A 21,924-nucleotide genomic window follows, 5' to 3' on the forward strand; every position below is an offset into this window, starting at 1 on the left:
CTCACCTTTCATCTAACATAAGATCTCTTTCTATTCACTTACAGAATGAAACTGCCATCACCAATCAGACTTTTATGAACAGCATAAAAAACTCGCTCACTCCGTTACCGCTAAATCATATGTAATTAAAATAATTATATATCATTGTCTCTGCAAGCTTGTCATAATATAAAGCATTCTTTCTCTCACTTTATCATCCGTTTTTCTGTATATGAAGGTTATTATGAAATCCCTTCCTTAACTTTCCCTTAAAAAAGGAGTTTTAAAAACAGAAGATTTGTATCTTACAACAATGTAATCCTCTCGTCACCTAATTCGATAGTTACGAAACTTACTGCCTATTATACTTAAAGTAAGAAATAAGAAAACAAACAAAGGAGAGATAAGAGATGAAAAAAATGATTGAAGTTGTAGTGGCAGTAGTAGAGGTTTTTGTAAATGGGAAACAAGTTATAATAGAGTTAAATCGATAATGAATCTCCGTGATGGTTTTATAAATTATATAAGCACGTAAAAAGAGATAAGGTTTGGTCTTTACTTTGATCCCTTATCTCTTTTTATATTATTCTTTTACTGCATATACAATTTGGCTTGGTAACTCTAAACAATTTAGCTGGCCTCCATATACTGCCCCGCCATCAATTCCGATAATTCGGTTATTCCCAAAATATACATCACAATTATCATCACCATGAAGTGTCTTGGTTTCTGTATGTCCAAATACAACGGTCTTTTCACCATTATATCCACTATGAAACTCATTCCGTATCCACATTAACGTGTATGGCTCGGATTCAGAAACTGGTTTTGTTGGTTCTACACCAGCATGAACAAATATATACTGTTCTGTTTCGATATAATGTTCTAGTTTTTGGATAAATTGCAAATGTTTCTCTAGTATCTCAGATTTCAAATTAGGTTTCTTAAACTCTTCTTCATCTGTAGCAATATCATTCTCTGAAAAGTTATAGCTATATAACGTTTTATTCCCACCATTTCTCTTCACCCAATGATCCCATAATTGCTCTTCATCGGTTGTTAATGCTTTAATCATCATATCTTCGTGATTTCCTTTTAAAACAAAAGCTCCTTCTTCTTTCAATTCCATCACTTTTTCAATTACAGCCTTTGCATTCGGTCCTCGATCAACGTAATCTCCTAGTAAAATTAACTGATCTTGTTTTGCATTATATTGTGCTTCTACTAACAATTTTTCAAATTTCTCTATTTCTCCATGAATATCACTTATTACAAGAAACCTCTGCATATATTCCCCTTCTTTCTAGAGTAACTTACTCCATATTATAACTTATCATATCTGAATCTTCTGACTTATATTCCGAAGCCTCATTCAAAAAATAAATCAATGGGGGCTTTATCATCCACTGATTATTAGTCCTCAAATAGCGCTCTCCTTACAAACCTACCAAATTTCTCTTACAAGATTGTAAGTCTCTTGTCACTCAATTCGATAGTTATAAAGCTCATGCTTCACTATAATTAAAGTAAGAAATACGATACAAACAAGGAGAGATGAGAGATGAAAAAAGTGATTGAAGTTGTAGTAGCGGTGGTAGAGGTTTTCATAAACGGAAAACAAGTTGCGATAGAGTTAAACAGATAAAGAAACGAGGAAAACTACTATGCCATATATAATGACCTAAAGAGAGATAAGGTTTCATCATTCTTTTGGTCCCTTATCTCCCTAATAGGAAAGCCGTATCCTTTTTTACAGATATGGCTTTCTTTTATTTTTGACTTGTACGATTCGAAATACTAATTGCACGATCCGTTGTTTTTGCTGCTTCATCCAACGCTTCTTTACTATTTTTCCCGTCATACATTGCTTCTAGCGCTTTTACAACCGCATCGCGAGATTCAGGGAATACACTAATAAGTGCACCTTGTGTTGCAACAGATGGTTTTGTTGCTTGTAACTGTTCTACTGTTACTTTTAACTGTGGATATTTTTCATATTGTTGTTTTACTAAAGGTTCATTATATGCGGCTGGATTAATAGAGAAATAGCCTGTTTCTGTATGCCACTTTGCCTGCACATCTGCTTTTGTTAAGTATTTCATAAAGTCCCAAGCACCTTTTTGTGTTTCTTCTGCAACCATATTTGTCATCCATAGTGATGCACCACCAATCACAACTCCATTTTGTTTCACATCTTCTGGATATGGGATATCTGCCACTCCCACATTAAATTTAGATGCATCAATTACATTACGAACACCTGCTGAAGAATCTAAATACATCGCAACTTGCCCGGATTGGAATGCGGCACGAACATCATCCCAACTTGCCCCATACTTTCCTAATGTACCAGCTTTATTCAGTTCATCTAATAAATCAAATACTTTCTGTCCTTCTTTTCCATTAAATACAGCTTTTGTTGCCGCATCTTTACGTCCATTTTCCTTATCAACATATAGCCCACCTTGTGTTGCCAAGAGCTCTTCAAAGAACCATCCGTAATTTAACATTGAAAAACCGTACTGTTTTACGCTTTCGCCTTCCTTAACAGTTAATTTTTTTGCTGCTTCTTTTAATTCAGTGTATGTTTTCGGTGCTTTTTCTGGATCGAGTCCCGCTTTCGTAAAGGCATCTTTATTATAAATTAATACCGGTGTAGATGAATTAAATGGCATGGAATACATTTTCCCATCAATTGAATAATAATTCGTAATCGATTTTTCTAACTTCGATGTATCATATTTATCTTTTTTAATCCAACTATCAATCGGTGTAATTTTCTTACTATCAATCATATATTTCGTTGTAATTTCGCTAGATTGAACGAGAGCTGGTGATTCCTTTGACGCTGTTATATTTTTAAACTTCGTTAAAGATTCTTCATAGGAACCTTGAAATTCAGCCTTCACCTCATATTTATTTTGTGACTTATTATAGTCTGCAACAATTCCATCTAGTACACCTTGCGTTTTTCCACCCATTGCATGCCAAAAGCGAATGACTGTTTTGTCTCCACTTTTCTCTACGGGAGCTATCTTTTCCTTCGCTTCAGATTTCCCCTCTGTTTTACTACTTGAACACGCTGCAGTCGATAATGCCATTGTCGCTGCCATTATAATAGCAGCACCTTTTTTCCAAAATCTCATCTTACTCCCACCCTTTCACATGTATGATTACTTAATTGCCCCTTTTGTTAAACCTTGTTGTAACTGCTTCTGACCTAAAAACAATAAAATTAAAGTTGGAATAACAATGGCTGTAACTCCAGCCATCACACTCCCCCAATCTGTCGCAACTTCCTGAGATTGAAGTTGTTTCACTCCAATTTGCACGGTTCGAATTTTCTCATCATTCGTAACTAGAAGCGGCCATAAGTACATATTCCATGTTGTTAAAAAGCTATATATACCAAGCGTAATAAAGCTTGTTTTACAATACGGAATGACTACTCGGAATAAAAACTTCACATGGCCAATCCCCTCGATAAAAGCAGCTTCTTTCAACTCATTTGGAAGTGTCATAAAATGCTGGCGTAATAAAAAAATACCAAAAGCAGTTGCAAAGAACGGTATTGTCATTCCAGTAAACGTATTGATCCATCCAAATTGTTGTACCGTTAAAAAGTTGGGTACCATCGTTGCTTCCCACGGAATAAGCATCGTTGAAATAAACAGAAAGAAAATAAGATTTCGTCCTTTAAAGTTTAAAAATACAAATGCATAAGCGGCTAAGCTTGATACAACAAGCTGTCCGACCATTACCCCTGTTGAAACTATAAAGCTATTGTATAAATAAGAAAACAGCGGCACTTTCTGAAAGATATGTATAAAATTATCGAATGTAAATTGTGTCGGAAGCATCCTTCTCATTTGAATATCTTCCGGCGTCATAAACCCTAACAAAAATGCGTATAGAACTGGAAAAAAGACCATCACTGCGCTAATAGTAAGCAAAGTATATAACAGAATATATTGTTTCCATCTTTTAGCAATCATTTATAATGCACCTTTCTCTCCGCAAACTTAAATTGAAGTAATGTAGCAATGAAAATAAAAATAAACAATATCATTGCCTGTGCACTCGCTGTGCCAAATTGATGATTTGCAAAAGCTTCCTTATAGATAGAGTACACAATTAAGTTTGTTGCATCATTCGGTCCACCGTGCGTTAAAATATCGATCTGTCCAAAGCTTTGAAATGCACTAATTAAAGTAACAGTTATAATAAAAAACAATGTAGGCGATAGCATTGGTAATGTAACGCGTCGAAGTTTATGTAAATAACTAGCACCGTCAATAGATGCACTCTCATACAAAGTCGTATCAATATTTTGCAAACCACCCAATATAACTAAAAATGTAAAACCTGTATTTACCCACACAGTTGTAACTGATACAGAAAATAATGCCCAGTCCGGACTTGTTAGCCATGCAATTGCAGGAAGATTCATCGAGCCGAGTATATTATTGAATAAACCGACACTTGGATGGAATAAAAATAACCAAATTACTGCGCTAGCTGCTACTGAAATTCCCATTGTTGAAGAGAATAAAACTCGAAACAACCCTATTCCTTTTATTTTTTCGTTTGCAATTAATGCAAGGAACAAAGCCAACACAATACTAGTTGGGACTGTATACAATACAAAGAGTAAAGTAGACTTTAGGCTTTTATAAAAAGTTGGATCAGACAATAAATATTGATAGTTTTCAAGTCCTACGAACAGGTTTGCCTCACCATGAACATCTGTTAAATAAAAACTATAATAGATAGTGCGAAACAATGGATAAAACAAAAAGATTGCAAATAAGACTATGGAAGGTGCTAAAAATAACAATCCTGTACGTAAATCTTTCGTGCGGCTCCATAACGTCCTCTTTCTTGAAACTTCTGTTTGAACAGGTAAGTTTTCTATCTCAATCATCACTTTGCCACCGCCTTCAACTCTTCATCGGCAACCAATCGAATCCTTTCGTTTGTATCGGTATGAAAGAAACATAGTTTTTCTACCAGAAACTGTAATTTGACTTTATTACCTTTTTTCAAAATAAGTTGTCCAATTACTTTTGCACTCCATGTTTTTTCATTTACTACAAAATTTAAGATTGTTTCATTTCCTAATACTTCTACAGATTGTAGTGTAACTTCTTGACCATCTTCAGCTAGTACAATGTGCTCGGGACGAATCCCTAAGCGTACTTTCTGTTCTGGAAACTGTTGGAATTGCCCAAAAGACAGTGGAATTTGTAACCCATCGACATGTAAGCTCCCCATTCCTTTATCTACGATTCCATCACCAATATTCATGGATGGTGAACCGATAAAGCCAGCGACAAATTCATTTGCAGGATAGTTATATATATCAAGCGGTGTGCCTACCTGTTGTATACTCCCTTTGTTTAACACCATAATACGATCTCCCATCGTCATCGCTTCAATTTGATCATGGGTCACATAAATCATCGTAATACCTAATCGCTGCTGAATCTCTCTAATTTCAATACGCATTTGTGCACGCAACTTTGCATCCAAGTTAGAAAGTGGTTCATCCATTAAACAAATTGGTGCTTGACTTACAATTGCTCGCGCAAGCGCCACACGTTGCCTTTGTCCACCTGATAATTGCCCTGGTTTTGATTTTGTATACTCCGTAAGCCCTACCATTTCTACTGCCTCTACTAGTCGTTTTTGTTGTTCTTTTTTCGGAATTTTCCGTATTTTCAATCCGAATAAAATATTTTCTTCTACCGTCAAATGTGGATATAAAGCATAATTTTGAAATACCATTGATAAATTTCTATTTTTCGGTTCTAAATCATTCGCAACATTTTCATTAATAAGTAACGCCCCAGAAGTAATTTCTTCTAAACCTGCAATCATTCGCAGTAATGTACTTTTTCCACATCCAGAAGGGCCAACTAGAACAAAAAATTCACCTTTTTGAATCTGCACCGAAACATTTTCAACTGCTATTTCCTTTGAATCTTTATAAACTTTTGATACATCTCTTAATTCAATCATCAGTTTGCACTCCTTTTTTGTTCTTATAACCATACTTCACAGCAGCTTAGTGAAATCCGCTTTAACTGCAATCCCCACCCCTTTTTTTGGCTTAAATACATCTAAAAAACAACTTCTCTACAAGTAGATTCATAAGGAAAAGGTTCCATAAACATTGATTTTTCTCGATTTTTATATGATTTAAATATACTTATAGATGAATAAACAAAAACAACCTACATAGAACAATCTTCTTCTCATTTAAAACGCTATAAACTAGAGTAAATGTAAGAAATATAAATGGATTGTTATATGTAAGCGGGTGTTCTCAAATGTTTTCTACCCTAGTTACGTTGTTATCTTTACTATATTACTTATTTATTAAGTCAGTTTTGATGATTTGTTAATAAGATGTTAATCACATGTTAATAGTTTTTTACAATATTCATCACATCACTTACAACAGGATACATTTCGTACTGCCTTTTCTTACAACGCCACAAATTAACATAAAAATACTAAATTTCAAAAAAAAACTTTTTTCCATATTTTATCTATAATAATATATATATGATAGAATTTTATAAATTTATAAAAAGATTAAGAGGCGATATAGAATGAAAAGATATATTAAAATAAAAGGAATTGGTACATATTTTCCAAAAAGAAAAGTAAATTCTTTTGAAATAGATCGTATGTTAGGTGTCCCAGAAGGCTGGACATTAAAAAAGGCCGGGGTGAAAACACGATACTTTGTTGACGATGAAACATCTTCTTATATGGGAGCCGAAGCTGCCAAAAAAGCTGTAGCAGATGCTAATCTAACATGGGAAGATATCGATTGTATCATCTGCGGAAGCGGAACAATTCAGCAGGCAATTCCTTCTACTGCTTCACTAATTCAGGAACAACTTGGACTACAGCATTCTGGTATTCCATGTTTTGATATCAACTCCACATGTTTAAGTTTCGTAACAGCGCTTGATACAATTTCTTATGCAATTGAATGTGGGAGATACAAAAATGCTGTCATCATTTCTTCTGAAATTTCTTCTGTAGGATTAAATTGGGGACAAAACGAAAGCAGCATTTTATTCGGGGATGGCGCAGCCGCTATTGTTGTAACAAAAAGCGATCAAACTTCTTCTATTATAGCTTCCCATATGGAAACGTACAGCTCTGGTGCGCACCTATCAGAAATTCGCGGTGGCGGAACAATGATTCACCCTAGAGAATATAGCGAAGAACGAAAAGAAGACTTCTTGTTTGATATGAATGGCAGAGCAATTTTCAAATTGTCCGCTAAATATATGTTAGGTTTTATCGAGAAACTGCTTATGCATACTGGTTATTCCCTAGATGATATTGATTTAATTATCCCTCACCAAGCAAGCGGGCCAGCTATGAAGCTGATTCGTAAAAAATTGGGTGTCGATGAGGATCGCTTTATGACTATTTTTGAAGACTATGGGAATATGATTTCTGCATCTATTCCAGTCGCTCTTTTCGAAGCCATTAAACAAAAGAAAGTGCAACGCGGGAATAAAATATTGTTATTGGGTACTTCTGCGGGACTTTCTATCGGAGGCATTCTTCTTGAGTACTAAGAAAACAGTACTAATCACAGGGGCACGCGCACCAGCAGCATTACATTTAGGCAGACTGTTCAAGAAAAGTGGACATACCGTCATTATGACAGATAGTATCCCTTATCCATTAAGTAAAGTTTCAACGAGTACTGATTATTTTTATGAAATTCCTTCTCCAAAATGGAACACATATGAAAGTATCTATGTACTACAATCAATTATTCAAAATCATAATGTAGATTTACTTATTCCTACTTGTGAAGAAGTATTTTATATATCTAGACATAAACAGGAGTTAAGCCAATTTTGTCATGTATTAGTAGACGAGTTTCACAAACTTTCCTTACTCCATAATAAATGGGAGTTTATTCAGTTAGTCACGAAATTAGGTTGGCAAGTTCCTGCAACATATAAAACAAATAATGAACAAGCCGTTCAGCTAATGCTTCAGCAAACATTGCCTGTCACTTATTTTGTACTAAAACCTATTTTTTCTCGTTTTTCCGATAAAGTACTGTTTATTACAAAAGAAGATGTTGCAGCAGGCATCACGATGGGCAAGCAAAATCATATCATTCAAGAGTTTATAAAAGGAGTTCAACATTGCTCCTATAGTGTTGTACATGCTGGAAAAGTATTAGTTCACTCTGTCTACAAAACGGAGTTCACGGCTGGTTTAGGCGCTACTATTGCTTTCAAGCATATTAATCATCCAAAAATTGACCAATTTGTTGAACATATTGTAAAAGAGCTAAATTTCTCTGGGCAAATTGCCTTTGATTTTATAATTACAGAGGATGGAGATGCTATTCCGATTGAGTGTAATCCTCGTACCACAAGTGGATTACATTTATTCGATGAAGAAATATTATCCGCCTTTTTTGATAAAAAAGTGAACAATATGCTAATTCCAAAGCCAGATTCCCAATGTGCAATTCGATTAGCAATGTTTTTATATGGACCTCCTTACTTAAAAAACAAACAAACACGTAAACGATGGTGGAAAGTCCTATGTTCCTATCCAGATATCATTTATAGTCGCTCTGATAGGAAACCATTTTTTTATCAGTTCTATAGCATGTATAAACTATGGCTTGAAAGCAATAAACATGGTCGAACTATTTTGGAGCAAACAACATATGACATATCATGGGACGGTGAAAAGTTATGAAAATGCTGGTAACTGGAGGAACTGGTTTTCTAGGACAAAAACTCGCTTTTCGATTAGCCAGTATGGGCTATGAAGTAACAGCAATCGGAAGAAATAAAACAATTGGCAAATTATTAGAGCAAAATGGAATTGAGTTTGTACACTGTCCCCTGGAAGACAGGCATAGTGTTCTACAAGTTTGTAAGAATAAAGACTATATCTTTCATAGCGGTGCCCTTTCTTCTCCTTGGGGCAAATATAAAGATTTTTACAATGCAAATGTATTAGGAACAAAGCATATTATCGAAGGAAGTCTAAAGTCTGATGTAAAGCGCCTCATTCATGTATCAACACCGAGTATTTATTTCTATTATGATGAACGACAAGATGTAGCAGAGAATGCGAAACTTCCTAATACACTTGTAAACCATTATGCGAAAACAAAATACATGGCCGAGCAAGCTGTTGATCAAGCGTTTGAACATGGGTTACCGGTCATCACGATACGTCCACGTGCTTTATTTGGCCCAGGAGATAACGCCATTCTTCCACGCCTTATTAAAGTATGTGAAAAAGGCGCTCTACCGAGAATTGGTACAGAGGATGTACTTGTCGATATTACATATATCGATAATGTCGTAGATGCCTTACTTCTTTGTATGCATTCGCCTAAGCATACATTAGGACAAAAATACAATATAACAAATGGCGAACGTGTAAATTTATATGAAGTAATTGAGAATGTAATGAAGCGCCTTGGAAAGGAGGTACAATATAAAAAAATTTCCTACAAAGCTGCTTTTACAATTGCTGCTATACTAGAGGGCATTTCAAAAACTATTTTATTCGGGAAAGAACCTATTCTCACAAAATATACAGTCAGTGTGCTTTCAAAAAGCCAGACTTTAAGTATTGATAAAGCTAAAAAAGAACTAGGCTATGCTCCAAACATCAGCATAGAAGAAGGAATCACAAACTTTGTAGAATGGTGGAAAATACAATGAAAATCAATTTTTTAAAGCTATATGATACAGGATATTGCACACATCCCGAAAAAATTGCATATTCCAAGGGGAGTTGGAAACAAATACGTTTTCCAGCTACAGTAGGATTACTCCAACATCCAAGCTTAGGATATATTTTGTTTGATACTGGATATGCCGAGCACTTTAAAGAAGCAACCAAAAAATTTCCTTACTCTGTATATGCTAAACTTACCCCTGTTCATTTTACAGAGGAGCAATCTATTAAACAGCAACTGATTCTTGATGGCATACGGCCAGAAGAAATTAAATATATCATTCTTTCTCATTTTCATGGTGATCATACAGCAGGGCTACCAGACTTTCCGAAAGCAAAAATACTAACTTTCGCGAAAGCTTATGAGGATATAAAAAAAAGAAGTAAATTTGGTTCTCTATTAAAAGGTTGCTTAAGAGATACGCTACCAATTGATTTAGAACAACGAATGACATTCATTGACCAAACCACATTACTTACCCTACCCCCTACATATGGAAAGTTTGAAGAGGGCTATGATGTATTTGGTGATGGCTCATTACTCGCTGTTGATTTAACAGGACATGCAATTGGACAATTTGGTGTCTTCGTCCATTTACATAGTAATAAAATTGTTTTTCTTTGTGCAGATGCAGTGTGGCTAAGTAAAACTTATAAGAATCTTGTATTTCCAAGTAAGGTTGCCAATTTTTTAACTGGAGATACGAAATCTTATCGTCGAAACATCGAAAAGTTACATCATTTATCGCGAATATCACCAGAAATTGAAATTCTTCCAACTCACTGTGAGTACACATGGGACAAAATTAAAACAGGAGTACACTATGAATAAATTACAGATTCTAAAGCAATATTTGAAAACAAAATATTACTTACGTTTTTCAAATCGCCAGCAATTGGAACAGTTTCATCAGCAAAAAATAACAAAACAACTTTTGTTTACGATAGAAACGTCTCCGTTCTATCGCCAGTTATATACCCCTTTTTTAAAAGAAATCCACAAGGGGAATTTAACTGTACTTCCCATCATTGACAAAAAAGTAATGATGGCGCACTTTGACACATTAAATACAGTTGATATTTCAAAGGAAGAGGCCTTTCATATAGCATTTGAAGCGGAAAAGACCCGAAATTTCTCTCCAACAATCCGTAATATAACTGTTGGACTATCATCTGGCACTAGCGGAAATCGCGGAATCTTTCTCGTTTCTGAAGAGGAACAAATGATGTGGGCTGGTTCTATTATCGGCAAAGTGCTTCCTTCTAGCATTCTACATAAACATACAATTGCCTTTTTCTTACGAGCGAACAGCAATTTATATGAAACGACAAAGAACAAACGCATTTCATTTCATTTTTTCGATCTACTAGATTCCTTTCAACAACATATCACTCGACTAAATGAAGTAAATCCATCTATTTTAGTTGCTCCCCCTTCAATGTTGCGAAAAATCGCACATTGGCAAGAAGAAGGGCTTATTACGATTTGTCCAAAGAAAATTATTTCTGTTGCAGAAGTACTTGAAGATATTGATAGAGAGTTTATCCGTACAATTTTTCAACAGACAGTACACCAAATTTATCAATGCACAGAAGGATTTCTTGCTACAACATGTAAACATGGTACATTACATATCAATGAAGATCTCGTTCATATTGAAAAAGAATACTTAGATCAGGAAAAAGGGATATTCGTTCCCATTATTACTGATTTCACGAGGAAAACACAGCCTATAATCCGCTATCGTCTCAATGACATATTAATTGAGAAAAAAACAGCGTGCACCTGTGGTTCTCCCTTCTTAGCCTTAGAACGAATTGATGGTCGATGTGATGATATATTTATTGGGATAAATGAATTGGATAAGAGTGAAGTATCTATTTTTCCTGACTTCATTCGAAGAGCAATTATGTTTACATCCAATGAAATTCAAGAATTTAAAGTGATTCAGCACAGCACAGAGGAAATTGAAATTCAACTTAAAATACCACCTGAACATTTCAAATCATGTAAATCAAATGTGATACGAGAATTAAACACACTATGGAGCACAAAAAATTGTATTGTACCACACTTTTTCTTTTCGCATTATGATATTGAACTATGTGATAAAAAATTAAAAAGAATAGAGAGCCTTATAAAGCATGGTGGGCATGTATGATTAAGTTACATGATGTTCATTCCTTACACAGCATTGAATGGACCACAAAAAAAGATGGAGCATATGTAAGAGACAGCTTCCTGCCCCTCTTACAAAATGACCTTACAGCATTTATTGAAAATGTTAACACTCAGCTATTTCTATTAGAAATTGATGATCTTATCTTGCCAGTTACTGTTAATAACGAGGAATTTGAAAACTCTTATGTATGTTCTCCTTATACCCATTACATATCCTATGCACTAGAAGAGTTATGGGAATTAAAAAAACCGTGGTTAGAGAAGTTACTAACCTATCCGATTCATTTTATCGGAAGCTGGTTACGGCGAACGAATATTAATAAGGTAATTGTAGTAAATAATTGGATGCTATCTACAAACCTTTATCATTCTGTCAATAAACAACAAATCGAACAGATTACAAATTTGCTTGTTGAGAAATTTCCAGAGCATACAATTCTATTCCGTTCTTTAAATAACGAATTATACCCTACAATTACACAAGCATTATCTACAGTAGGTTACAATAAAATTATGTCTCGTTCCATATACTTATTTGATCCGAAACACTATAAGAAAATGAACCGAAAAGAACGAAAAGACTTATTAAACGATAAAAATTTATTAAAAAAAAGCAATTATGAAATAATTACGAATGAGGGATTAACAAAAGAGGACATTGTACAAATTTCCAAGTTGTACAATCAACTATATATTGAAAAGTATTCCGTCCATAATCCAATGTTTACACCAGCTTATTTATGGAATGCACTTCAGCATCATTTATTTGAAATAAAAGTCATTAAAAAAGGAGATACAATTGATGGTGTCATTGCTTATTTTATTAGAGATGGAGTTATGACAACTCCTATACTTGGCTATGATACAAACTCCGACCAACAGCAAGGCTTATATCGTATTCTTTCGCTCCTTATTACAATGGATTCTATCGAAAAAAATTTAATTTGTCATTGCAGTGCTGGAGCTGGGGAATTCAAACGAAATCGCGGTGCAAAACAGCAGATTGAATACAGCTATATATATAATGCACATTTGCCACATAAACAACAAAAGGTCTGGAAAATCTTAAGTTGGATATTAAATACATGTATGGAACCGATGGCAAAAAAATATCGTTTTTAAACAAAACAGAGATAAGATTCTATCTTATCTCTGTTTCCATATCTTACATTATTCAGTAGATTGTTTGATAATTTCATTTGCTCCTGCTACTCTTAGCGTATTTGCTATTTCTTTAAATCCTCGATTCTCCGCATGCTGCAAAGGAGTAATTCCTTCTCGATCTGGCATATTTACATCTGCACCACGATCAATAAGTAACTGTACAATTTGTTTATGGTTTTCACTGCCATTCCCAACAGCAATCGCTTTGAGTAATGCCGTCCAACCAAAGTCATTCTTATAATTCACATCGATATCTGTACGATCTACTAGCTCTTTTACAACTTCCACATGCCCTCTTTCAGCCGCTGAAATGAGCGCTGTTCCACCATGACGATTTGTTTGTCTAATATTCGTTCCTGCATCAATTGTTAGTTTCACAATATCAACATAACCCTCTTTGCTCGCATAAAGGAATGGATTTTCTTTATTTTTATCTGGCAATTCAATATTTGCACCTGCATCAATCAATGCTTTCACTGTCTCAACATGATTATGATACGTCGCTGCCATTACAGGTGTTTCTCCTTTATCTCCTGATATATTTATATTAGCCCCATCTTTTATTAATTTCATAGCTGTTTCTGTATCACCAATTGTTGCAGAAAGTAACAATTGCCTATCCATTAAATTCATACCCTTTTTCTCTTTGTTCTCTTCTTCCTCTGTATGCGTCTTCTCTTGTTTTTTTTCATTTTTTACTTGAACCGGTTTAGATTCAGCCTCTTCTTGCTTCTCACAAGCTACTATCATGGTGAAAAGCCCTAACAACATAAATAATAAAAACTTTTGTTTCCTCACAACTACATCTCCTATGAAAGATAATGTTTTTTTAACCATCCCTTCATCACATGTAACAACTCTTCTTCAATAGATTTATCCATAAGCCCCTTATATTCCTTCATTAATCGAATCATTGTGTGCTTATGTTCATAATTTCTTAAAATATGGTTCATGTGCGGAATGATATGCCACTCTGCTTCCCCATTAACATATGAAGCAATTAGTTTAGCATGCTCAGGTGGCACTTGTATATCACTGTCTCCCGTAATTGCTAAAACAGGACATGATACTTGTTCTAAATATGTAACTACATTATATTGTAACTGTTCTCGTAGCCATTTTGCATTCACTTTTATACCTTTTATCCATATTACAGATTTTGTTGAATCTTGCACCTTTTTCATAAGCACTTCATTTTTCTTCTTCATCCGCTCTGGAATCTTCAACATTCTAGATAACCATCCAATAGACCCTGATGCAGTTGTTAACTCGTTAGCAACTTTCTCTATTTGTCTTTCAAACAAAGATTTAGATGGTTCTGCTGCACCAGCAAGTAATATTAATCCTGCAACTGATTCTCTTGCGTAGACAGCTGGTGCAAGTAAAGCACCCTCACTATGTCCTGCAATAATAACACGTTTTGGATCTATTTGCGGGTGATCCTTTAAAAACCTAATCCATAAAACAGCATCATCAATAAAGTCTGTTACCCCGGATTTATAATAATCCCCCTTACTTTTATGAGTACCACGCTTATCATAACGAAGCACCGCAAATCCTAGAGAGGTAAAATAATCCGCTAACCCTCTATATAAGTTTAACTGCAAACGACCTGTATTTCCATCACGATCTCCGGTTCCATTACCACCAATTATTAAAATAGCTGGATACGATTCAGAATAATATGTAGGGAGTGTTAATGTTCCTTGAAGTGTATACGCACATTCCATCGTCACAAACAGTTCTTTCCCCATGTTTATTCTCTCCTCACTGTTTTCCAAGAATAATATATAGTTAAAAGCGCTCTTCTTTCCTAATATATCCTATGCCTATATTATCAAAAATGAGAACAAGTATATAATACAGATGTTTATATTATATATAAAGAACTATTACTAATGAAAAAGATGTGTAGCAATTTCTACACATCTTTTTTCATTCACAGCCAGTAATTAATAAATCATCTTCTAACTTAAGTAACAATGTATCCGTATCAATTTCCTGACCAATCTCTATATTTATAGATCGTATATGACCACTAATTCCTACTGCTACTTTCTCCAGTATTCCATCATTTTTTCGAATTGTCATTAGTTGTTCCCATTCATATACGTAAGATGATTCATCAACGAAAATCTCTTCTACTCTTCCTTTATATGAACTATAAATTTCTTCAATCATCGCTTTCATTCAAAATCTACTCCCTACTTCACGCTTCTCTATTTTTCTCATCTATTCTATCACTCATGTAATAAACTCATTATGTTTTTAAAAATTCAAAATTAAATTCATAAATAAAATGACAATTATGCGTTTAATAACATTATTTCTCTAATTATTTACCATATTCCACCCTAATCCAAACTCCTAATTTTATTTATTATTCAAAAAATATCCAGTAAAATAAAAAGATACGGTTATAAGAAAGTAGGGTAAAAAATGGAGTCACAGGAACTTTTATTAAAAGAAATCGCAATGATTGAAAAATGGGAGAGAAACCAGGAAGACCTTTGGTTCTTTGAAAAGTGGGGGAAAATTCCGTTTGCTATTCTTGATAAACTAACTCCAAAATTCATTCATAAAAAAATTAATATTTTACTAGATGAACTCATTCAATATCTCAATTCTGGAAGTAAATATTTAATTCATCCACAAACAACAATAAAGAAATTTGAAAATGCAGCTTCTTTAACAGATGTTCAAAAATTCTCTTTACATGAGATGGATACAATCGTTGATAAAATTATCGAAAATAGAAAATCTGTCGCAACAGCCCAAGGAGCCACAACTGGATTTGGCGGTATTTTCACTCTAGCAATTGATATTCCGGCAGTTTTAAGTATGTCACTAAATATTTTGCAAGAAATTGCAATTTGCTACGGGTATAATCCCGAAGATATTCAAGAGAGGTTATTTATCGTAAAATGCTTACAATTCTCTTCATCTGATATTGTAGGAAAACAAACAATCCTTCATGAATTAAAACATTTTGATGGCCGCGCCAATCATGACGACAGTGTGTCACAAATTAAATCATGGCGAGAAGTGTTTACTGTGTATCGTGACAATTATGGTTGGAAAAAGTTATTTCAGATGATTCCTGTTGCTGGCATGATTTTTGGAGCCTACTTAAACCGAAAAACAATTGAAGAAATTGCAGAAGTAGGGAAAATGCTTTATAAGAAAAGAAGGATACTGGATAGACTAGAAGAAATAAAATACACTTCTAAATAGTGTCTAAAAAGGTGGGCTGGTGCAAAATAAAAGAGAATATACCACATATATTTCTAGCACCAGAATCCCCCAAAATTATCAAGGATTTTTTCTACGTTTTTTCCCATTTAGAGAAAGTAACTCTATTTAAATATAATCAAAATAGAAATCACATCGTTCCCCGTATCAGCAAAATAAAAGGAATTAAGAATACTAACACATTTAATACTATCCCAATCTTTGCTCCATTATTTTTATCTACTGTATAAGAAAATATAGCTAAAATAAATCCAATAGGACAAAGAAATAAAGGTAAAACAAGGGAAATCCCATGAAATACAGTTAAAATAATTTCATTTATAAAGTTAACTATGAGTAAGATCAATAAAACTGGTATTGAAATCGATATAATTGTAGTTACCCCACTTTTTCCCAACAACACATTCTCCTTTTTATGATGAATTGAACATCTTCTTCTGCTAAAAAATATATCATAATTGAAAATATTAATGGTACAAAAAACACTACAGTAACTTAAAGAAAATAAGATATTATTTCCCTTTAAGTGTTTCACCTTTCTCATTTTACAAAAAAGGAAAAGCACCTTACTCTTAACAAGGTGCTTTAGCAATTATACTTTTTATTTTATACACGTACAGCTGTGCCACTTACAGCAACCATTAACATTCCATCACGAACGACCTCATAGTCTACATCAATACCAACAATTGCATTTGCACCTTTTTGCTTCGCAAGAGTTTTCATCTCTTCCATTGCAATATCACGAGCTTCTTTTAATTTACTTTCATATGCACCCGAACGGCCACCGACAACGTCACGAACAGAAGCAAATAGATCACGTACGATATTTGCACCCATAATCGCTTCACCGTTTACAATATCGATATACTCAATAATTTCTTTTCCTTGAATCGTTGAAGTTGTTGTTATAATCATCACTGACACTCTCCTATAATATCTACAAATTTACTGGTATTTCTTATACCTTTATTATCACATTGAAATAATAAATGAACCATCTAATAACCTTACATAAAGATGACAGTTTTGTAAGATTTCACTTATTAGAATTTTACGGACAGTAGTACTTCTACTCTTTGTTCTTAGGCAGTAGTATTACTGCCCGCGTAAATAACAAGATAAACTTAACCTTTATTGATTGTTACCGCACGTAGCTTTCAAATATGCATAGGTCGCTAAGTCTTCTAAAACCAGACTTCCAGCCTTATAATCTCTTACTTTACTTAATACTTTCTAATTCCCATTTATGGTTATTACCTGGTGAAGTTGTATGCTCAGGTTTTAAAATAAACTCACTACCTGCTACAAGTGGGGCGCTACCATTATCTGCAACACTACTTAGCCAATTATTTTGTCTAAATGTGATATAAGTAGAATCAGATTTTAGATAGAAGCTATTCTGATTAGGAAGCTTGTCTAATTTAATAGAAGATCTATTGTTTTCAGTATCTAACCAGTTATAATCATAACCATTTCCAATATTTAAATACTGATAACCACTATAACTACTGCTAGTAAACTTAAGGAACACTTCTTCATCTTTTTTGAATGGTTGTCCTGGTTTAGGCTGTCCTTTTCTTTCTATCATTACTGGTGTTGCTTGAATGTCTGCCCCATGTATTGCTTTTTGTATAGGACCGAGTCTCAATCTATCCCAATTCGACTGAGGTGAAAAGTGTACATATCGCCCACTAATTGTTTGGTCTAAACCAATGTGCCAATTCTCCTGTACCCCTTCACGTATGTTAACATTCGTCTTCAAATAGTACTGTTTTCCTTCTAGAATAGGTTCTCCGGAATTATCTACTACTAATTTATCGATAGCCTCTAGATAGCTTTTATTTGAAACAAGGGGCACAGAAACTTCAGTTTTATTATCTTGGACATCATTGAGTTCAAACTTAACTGTTGTTTCTCCAAGAGCTCTTTTGTTTACTGCTAAGTCTACAGGTTCATTCTCTTTAGATTCATACACATTTGAATTCTTATTTCGAACTAACTTTACCTTTTGTTGCTCACCTTCTTTATTTCTAACCGTAACAAAGATTTCTTCACTTATATTAAATAAACCTGGTATAACCGATGCATAAATCTTTTTCTTGCTATAATCATAACTGCTATATGATAGAGTTGGTCGTAGTGCGCGGTTATCAAAGAAACCAAGGTTCTTACCTCGTTCTAAAAGAGTCCGATTTGGACCATAACGAACTAGATTTTTGTTTAACTGACCATTCACTACAGCGTTTACTGACCAAACATAACTATCTATCCCGCTATGTTTAAAAAATTCGTCCAGTGAAAGATTATGATCAACGCTAGCAGGTTTTGTTTTATCATTTTTTGGCGTATACACTCTAAATTTTGGTATAGAACCCAAATTTGTTTCTACTAATGTAGTAGAAGCATTTACATTAGACGCAAAATGCGCCCAATCTCCTAAATTTTCAAATTTCCCATCTTTCATTGTATACACATTCATCGTACTAGTAGGCAATACTTCAATAGAAAGAGGTGCCCCTTGTTCTACTGCTTTTAATTCATCCAGTGTTAGGGAAATTTTCACATCGGCTTGACCTTCTACACTGTCCATTAGAATTTCAGTTTTATTGTTCCCTCCTTTTTCTGTAGTTAACAAGTTTGCTTTATAACGGTCTTGTGTTGCCTTTACAGTATTGATAATTTTATTTCCTAATCGAATGTTAAAGTGAGGTGAGACATCTCCAGCAGATGCTGTACCCGTATTTTTATATTCTAGATGAAAGCGCACATTTGCTGCTTTAGCTGAATCAACAGTGGTTGCTGTTGACCAATCAAAACTATTAGAGATACTTTCTGTTTCCGTTTTTGTATTAGAATAACCATACCCCACATTTAACGATCCTTTTCCTGAAGGTACAGGACCCGCTGCTGATCCCTCAGCACCAGCTTCACCAGCTAAACCTATATTAAAAGAATGTTGTACCGATAAACTTTTTTCCCAAGTCTTAGTACGTGATTCACCATTTGAATCTGTAATACTAGCAACTGGAGTAATATCGATGCGTTTTACAGCAATTTGTAGATTTGGTACATTCGCAATCATAGGATTGAAATCTACATCAGAATCACTGCCATAATGCTCCACTTCATAGCTGTCTGTAAAAGGGTCTCCATCTGAGTTTGCACTCCTAGGATTTGTTATAAATCTCTTTTCACCAAAGTCTTGCTGTTGATCCCATAGTTGGGCTTCATTTTTTCCTGTCTTTTTATTAAATACAATTTTAAATCCTTTTTCTTCTACATCATTAGGAATGCCATCATTATCCCAGTCATTATTTTCCTGAGGCTCTTCCATAATTATGATTCCTTTTTTTTCAGAACCATCATAGATAATATTTTGCCCTTCCTTCATATTTTTATCTTCTTTAAAAGTTTCCACTTTTCCGCCTTGTTCAGGTGTTGTTTCAGCTAAAGTAGGGGATGCTAAAGTCAGCGCCATCGTTACACCACTTAATACCCCAAGTGCTGGTTTTAATTTCTTCATCGTCATTTTTCTCCTTGTTTTCTAGATGAGTTCGAACATCTACTAGTAAGATTAACTTCATCATAGCCAACAAAGCTTTCATTTCTCTCTCATAAATGTTACAAAAGTCTTTCAACCGCCTTATTTCTTTTCTGATATAACAGGGAGAGTAAACCAAAATTCACATCCCTGTCTTCCATCTGGACGATCCTGAACACCAATTTCCCCATTGTGCATTTCAACTAGCGATTTTGCAATGGCGAGCCCAAGTCCAGATCCTCCAGATTGTGAACTTCTTGATGGGTCTGTTCTGAAAAAACGATCAAATATACGTAATTGGTCATCGGAAGAAATCCCTTCTCCTTCATCACGCAGAGTGAATTTGACTTGTTGTTTCTGTTTATTTTCCTCTACAATTAACTCAATTGTTCCAAACGTAGGAGAATGCCGAATCGCATTTTGTAACAAATTCCCTATAACTCGTGCTATTTTACATGGCATAATCCAAAGTCGTGGCAATGTATCCGCAACTTGCAATTGCAACTGAATATCTTTTTCCTCTAGTAAAATTGAATGTGAATCTAGTACTTTTAATAGAATACTATCTACATGTGTTAAATTTGGCTGAAATGCTTCTTGTCCAAGTTCTAACTTAGAAAGATCGAACAAATTATTAATTAATCCACTTAATCTTTGTATTTCGTTTAGAATTGTCGTTAAGTACTGCATTTTCATGTTAGGTTCCTCAATTAAACCATCCTGTAACGCTTCTATCATCAATTGTATACTAGCTATAGGAGTTCGTAAGTCATGGGAAATATTCGCAATTAACTCTGTACGTGCTTTCTCCCCTTTTTCTAACTTAGTAAAGCTTTCTTCTAATTTTTTAGCCATTTGTTGAAAAGCTGTCGCTAATTCCTTAAATTCTTCTGGTTCTTTTCCTATTATGTACATCGTTCCAAATTGCCTATCACTAAACTGTTGGGTTAATGCAATCAAATTTTGAATAGATCTCATAATAGGACGTGTCATTAACCAGTAAATAATCGTTGAAACAATCATTGCTACAATCACAATTCCTATTAATAATTTTGTTTGTTCCGGTCTAAGTAACATTCGCCTTTCACTGTACCAAATAAAAATTAACATGATACTTGTACTTAATAGATTCATCAATAACAATTGATTACGTAATTTCATGCTTGACTTCCTTCCTCTGGCTCAAAGCGATAACCAATGCCCCAAACTGTATGAATCCAACGGCTCTTTGTTGTATGCTTCTCTAATTTTTCACGTAAGCGACTCATTAACACAGTAACTGCATTTGTACATCCTTCATACTCAAAACCCCAAATTTGTTCAAGAAGTTGAGAACGGGAAAATACTTGTTTTGGATGTTTTGCCATTAGATAAAGTACCTCAAATTCTTTCACAGTTAGCTCGATTTCATGTTCACAAACAAATACACGCCTTTTTGTTGGACAAATCTTCAAATCTAAAAACTCTATCATTTCCGATACCGGTTCTTGTGTTTGTGGTGTTACATAATTTCCTCTTCTTAATATAATTTGTACCCTTAATACTAATTCACGAGGTGAAAACGGCTTTGTCACATAATCATCCGCACCCATTGTTAATCCTAAAATTCGATCTCTTTCTTCTCCCCTAGCTGTTAACATAATAATAGGGATATTAGAGTATTGGCGAATTTCCTCACATAATTCCCAACCATCTTTTTTCGGCATCATCAAATCTAAAATAATTAAATCTGGTTGATATTGCTGAAATACATCCCAACCTTCCGTTCCATTTACAGCGGTGTATACTTCATATCCTTCTCTTTCCAAGTACCGTTTACATATGTCTCGGATATTATCTTCATCTTCTATGATTACAATTCTCTTTTTCATACATTAAATCTCCTTAGTTCCTTATAAAAACTGCGATAACAACACACTAAATAAAATTATACTTTTACAAAATAGTGCTGATATAATTAGCCTTCCTAAGTTATTTCTTGCTTCTTATCAACTTTAAAGAATGTTAAAAATAAAAATGGGTTACAAAATATTTTTTATATGAC

General features: G+C 34.3%; 20 protein-coding genes. 7 read left to right on the forward strand and 13 right to left on the reverse strand.

Going from position 1 to position 21,924, the window contains the following annotated elements:
* Window positions 1-562: 562 nt before the first annotated feature.
* The 5 genes from BLV40_RS19525 to BLV40_RS19545 form a co-directional block, all read right to left on the reverse strand.
* On the reverse strand, window positions 563-1,267 hold the full coding sequence (locus BLV40_RS19525) for a metallophosphoesterase family protein (protein ID WP_026593962.1): 705 nt from the start codon (window positions 1,265-1,267) through the stop codon (window positions 563-565).
* A 481-nt stretch (window positions 1,268-1,748) separates the two neighbouring features.
* Window positions 1,749-3,125 carry an ABC transporter substrate-binding protein gene (locus BLV40_RS19530; RefSeq protein WP_090693008.1) on the reverse strand — a complete coding sequence of 459 codons (1,377 nt, stop codon included), beginning with the start codon at window positions 3,123-3,125 and terminating at the stop codon, window positions 1,749-1,751.
* Window positions 3,126-3,152: 27 nt separating this feature from the next.
* Complete coding sequence (locus tag BLV40_RS19535) at window positions 3,153-3,974, reverse strand: carbohydrate ABC transporter permease (RefSeq protein ID WP_090693012.1); 822 nt, start codon at window positions 3,972-3,974, stop codon at window positions 3,153-3,155.
* Window positions 3,971-4,903 carry a carbohydrate ABC transporter permease gene (locus BLV40_RS19540; RefSeq protein ID WP_090693016.1) on the reverse strand — a complete coding sequence of 311 codons (933 nt, stop codon included), beginning with the start codon at window positions 4,901-4,903 and terminating at the stop codon, window positions 3,971-3,973. Before BLV40_RS19540 ends, BLV40_RS19535 begins: the two co-directional genes overlap by 4 nt.
* Window positions 4,903-6,000: an ABC transporter ATP-binding protein gene (locus BLV40_RS19545; RefSeq protein WP_139265572.1), complete on the reverse strand. Its 1,098-nt coding sequence runs from the start codon at window positions 5,998-6,000 to the stop codon at window positions 4,903-4,905. The genes BLV40_RS19540 and BLV40_RS19545 overlap by 1 nt, the downstream gene beginning before the upstream one ends.
* Before the next feature lie 596 nt (window positions 6,001-6,596).
* Between BLV40_RS19545 and BLV40_RS19550 the strand changes: the two genes are divergently transcribed.
* Genes BLV40_RS19550 through BLV40_RS19575 form a run of 6 tightly spaced genes read left to right on the forward strand, consistent with a single transcriptional unit; the run spans window position 6,597 to window position 13,042 of the window.
* The gene (locus tag BLV40_RS19550; protein ID WP_090693023.1) at window positions 6,597-7,586 is read left to right on the forward strand and encodes a beta-ketoacyl-ACP synthase III; all 990 of its coding nucleotides are present in this window, start codon (window positions 6,597-6,599) and stop codon (window positions 7,584-7,586) included.
* Window positions 7,576-8,739, forward strand: a complete 1,164-nt coding sequence (locus tag BLV40_RS19555; protein ID WP_090693026.1) for an ATP-grasp domain-containing protein — start codon at window positions 7,576-7,578, stop codon at window positions 8,737-8,739. The genes BLV40_RS19550 and BLV40_RS19555 overlap by 11 nt, the downstream gene beginning before the upstream one ends.
* Window positions 8,736-9,722 carry an NAD-dependent epimerase/dehydratase family protein gene (locus BLV40_RS19560; RefSeq protein WP_026593969.1) on the forward strand — a complete coding sequence of 329 codons (987 nt, stop codon included), beginning with the start codon at window positions 8,736-8,738 and terminating at the stop codon, window positions 9,720-9,722. The genes BLV40_RS19555 and BLV40_RS19560 overlap by 4 nt, the downstream gene beginning before the upstream one ends.
* Window positions 9,719-10,570, forward strand: coding sequence for an MBL fold metallo-hydrolase (locus BLV40_RS19565; protein ID WP_090693028.1), 852 nt, complete (start codon window positions 9,719-9,721; stop codon window positions 10,568-10,570). The genes BLV40_RS19560 and BLV40_RS19565 overlap by 4 nt, the downstream gene beginning before the upstream one ends.
* On the forward strand, window positions 10,563-11,900 hold the full coding sequence (locus BLV40_RS19570) for a F390 synthetase-related protein (protein WP_090693032.1): 1,338 nt from the start codon (window positions 10,563-10,565) through the stop codon (window positions 11,898-11,900). The genes BLV40_RS19565 and BLV40_RS19570 overlap by 8 nt, the downstream gene beginning before the upstream one ends.
* Window positions 11,897-13,042: a hypothetical protein gene (locus tag BLV40_RS19575; protein ID WP_090693035.1), complete on the forward strand. Its 1,146-nt coding sequence runs from the start codon at window positions 11,897-11,899 to the stop codon at window positions 13,040-13,042. Before BLV40_RS19570 ends, BLV40_RS19575 begins: the two co-directional genes overlap by 4 nt.
* 48 nt (window positions 13,043-13,090) lie before the next feature.
* Here the strand turns inward: BLV40_RS19575 and BLV40_RS19580 are convergent, their stop codons facing one another.
* From BLV40_RS19580 to BLV40_RS19590, 3 genes are all read right to left on the reverse strand, one after another.
* Window positions 13,091-13,921, reverse strand: coding sequence for an ankyrin repeat domain-containing protein (locus BLV40_RS19580; RefSeq protein ID WP_081811115.1), 831 nt, complete (start codon window positions 13,919-13,921; stop codon window positions 13,091-13,093).
* Complete coding sequence (locus BLV40_RS19585; protein WP_090693038.1) at window positions 13,894-14,838, reverse strand: alpha/beta hydrolase family protein; 945 nt, start codon at window positions 14,836-14,838, stop codon at window positions 13,894-13,896. Before BLV40_RS19585 ends, BLV40_RS19580 begins: the two co-directional genes overlap by 28 nt.
* 181 nt (window positions 14,839-15,019) lie before the next feature.
* Window positions 15,020-15,274 (reverse strand): hypothetical protein, encoded by a 255-nt coding sequence (locus BLV40_RS19590; protein WP_090693041.1) that lies wholly within the window; start codon window positions 15,272-15,274, stop codon window positions 15,020-15,022.
* 249 nt (window positions 15,275-15,523) lie between these two features.
* On the opposite strand from BLV40_RS19590, the gene BLV40_RS19595 reads away from it, so the two are divergent.
* Window positions 15,524-16,318, forward strand: coding sequence for an EcsC family protein (locus tag BLV40_RS19595; protein ID WP_026593975.1), 795 nt, complete (start codon window positions 15,524-15,526; stop codon window positions 16,316-16,318).
* Window positions 16,319-16,466: 148 nt separating this feature from the next.
* Here BLV40_RS19595 and BLV40_RS19600 read toward each other — a convergent pair whose 3' ends face one another.
* From BLV40_RS19600 to BLV40_RS19625, 5 genes are all read right to left on the reverse strand, one after another.
* Window positions 16,467-16,736 (reverse strand): hypothetical protein, encoded by a 270-nt coding sequence (locus BLV40_RS19600; protein ID WP_026593976.1) that lies wholly within the window; start codon window positions 16,734-16,736, stop codon window positions 16,467-16,469.
* 206 nt (window positions 16,737-16,942) lie between these two features.
* A complete protein-coding gene (locus BLV40_RS19605) occupies window positions 16,943-17,254 on the reverse strand; it encodes a heavy metal-binding domain-containing protein (RefSeq protein WP_000587631.1) in 312 nt (103 codons plus the stop codon).
* A 304-nt stretch (window positions 17,255-17,558) separates the two neighbouring features.
* Window positions 17,559-19,862: a binary toxin-like calcium binding domain-containing protein gene (locus BLV40_RS19610; protein WP_090693043.1), complete on the reverse strand. Its 2,304-nt coding sequence runs from the start codon at window positions 19,860-19,862 to the stop codon at window positions 17,559-17,561.
* 120 nt (window positions 19,863-19,982) lie between these two features.
* A complete protein-coding gene (locus tag BLV40_RS19620) occupies window positions 19,983-21,041 on the reverse strand; it encodes a sensor histidine kinase (RefSeq protein ID WP_026593978.1) in 1,059 nt (352 codons plus the stop codon).
* The gene (locus tag BLV40_RS19625; RefSeq protein ID WP_026593979.1) at window positions 21,038-21,751 is read right to left on the reverse strand and encodes a response regulator transcription factor; all 714 of its coding nucleotides are present in this window, start codon (window positions 21,749-21,751) and stop codon (window positions 21,038-21,040) included. The genes BLV40_RS19620 and BLV40_RS19625 overlap by 4 nt, the downstream gene beginning before the upstream one ends.
* Between the last annotated feature and the right edge of the window lie 173 nt (window positions 21,752-21,924).

It is taken from the genome of Bacillus sp. 166amftsu (assembly GCF_900107445.1).
In the GTDB taxonomy this organism is placed as follows: Bacteria; Bacillota; Bacilli; order Bacillales; family Bacillaceae_G; genus Bacillus_A; species Bacillus_A arachidis.

Bases quoted from the DNA above. Each gene is read 5' to 3' on its own strand.
- BLV40_RS19525 (WP_026593962.1), bottom strand. From the start codon at position 1,267: ATGCAGAGGTTTCTTGTAATAAGTGATATTCATGGAGAAATAGAGAAA.
- BLV40_RS19530 (WP_090693008.1), bottom strand. From the start codon at position 3,125: ATGAGATTTTGGAAAAAAGGTGCTGCTATTATAATGGCAGCGACAATG.
- BLV40_RS19535 (WP_090693012.1), bottom strand. From the start codon at position 3,974: ATGATTGCTAAAAGATGGAAACAATATATTCTGTTATATACTTTGCTT.
- BLV40_RS19540 (WP_090693016.1), bottom strand. From the start codon at position 4,903: ATGATTGAGATAGAAAACTTACCTGTTCAAACAGAAGTTTCAAGAAAG.
- BLV40_RS19545 (WP_139265572.1), bottom strand. From the start codon at position 6,000: ATGATTGAATTAAGAGATGTATCAAAAGTTTATAAAGATTCAAAGGAA.
- BLV40_RS19550 (WP_090693023.1), top strand. From the start codon at position 6,597: ATGAAAAGATATATTAAAATAAAAGGAATTGGTACATATTTTCCAAAA.
- BLV40_RS19560 (WP_026593969.1), top strand. From the start codon at position 8,736: ATGAAAATGCTGGTAACTGGAGGAACTGGTTTTCTAGGACAAAAACTC.
- BLV40_RS19565 (WP_090693028.1), top strand. From the start codon at position 9,719: ATGAAAATCAATTTTTTAAAGCTATATGATACAGGATATTGCACACAT.
- BLV40_RS19570 (WP_090693032.1), top strand. From the start codon at position 10,563: ATGAATAAATTACAGATTCTAAAGCAATATTTGAAAACAAAATATTAC.
- BLV40_RS19575 (WP_090693035.1), top strand. From the start codon at position 11,897: ATGATTAAGTTACATGATGTTCATTCCTTACACAGCATTGAATGGACC.
- BLV40_RS19580 (WP_081811115.1), bottom strand. From the start codon at position 13,921: ATGGTTAAAAAAACATTATCTTTCATAGGAGATGTAGTTGTGAGGAAA.
- BLV40_RS19585 (WP_090693038.1), bottom strand. From the start codon at position 14,838: ATGGGGAAAGAACTGTTTGTGACGATGGAATGTGCGTATACACTTCAA.
- BLV40_RS19590 (WP_090693041.1), bottom strand. From the start codon at position 15,274: ATGAAAGCGATGATTGAAGAAATTTATAGTTCATATAAAGGAAGAGTA.
- BLV40_RS19595 (WP_026593975.1), top strand. From the start codon at position 15,524: ATGGAGTCACAGGAACTTTTATTAAAAGAAATCGCAATGATTGAAAAA.
- BLV40_RS19605 (WP_000587631.1), bottom strand. From the start codon at position 17,254: ATGATTATAACAACAACTTCAACGATTCAAGGAAAAGAAATTATTGAG.
- BLV40_RS19610 (WP_090693043.1), bottom strand. From the start codon at position 19,862: ATGAAGAAATTAAAACCAGCACTTGGGGTATTAAGTGGTGTAACGATG.
- BLV40_RS19620 (WP_026593978.1), bottom strand. From the start codon at position 21,041: ATGAAATTACGTAATCAATTGTTATTGATGAATCTATTAAGTACAAGT.
- BLV40_RS19625 (WP_026593979.1), bottom strand. From the start codon at position 21,751: ATGAAAAAGAGAATTGTAATCATAGAAGATGAAGATAATATCCGAGAC.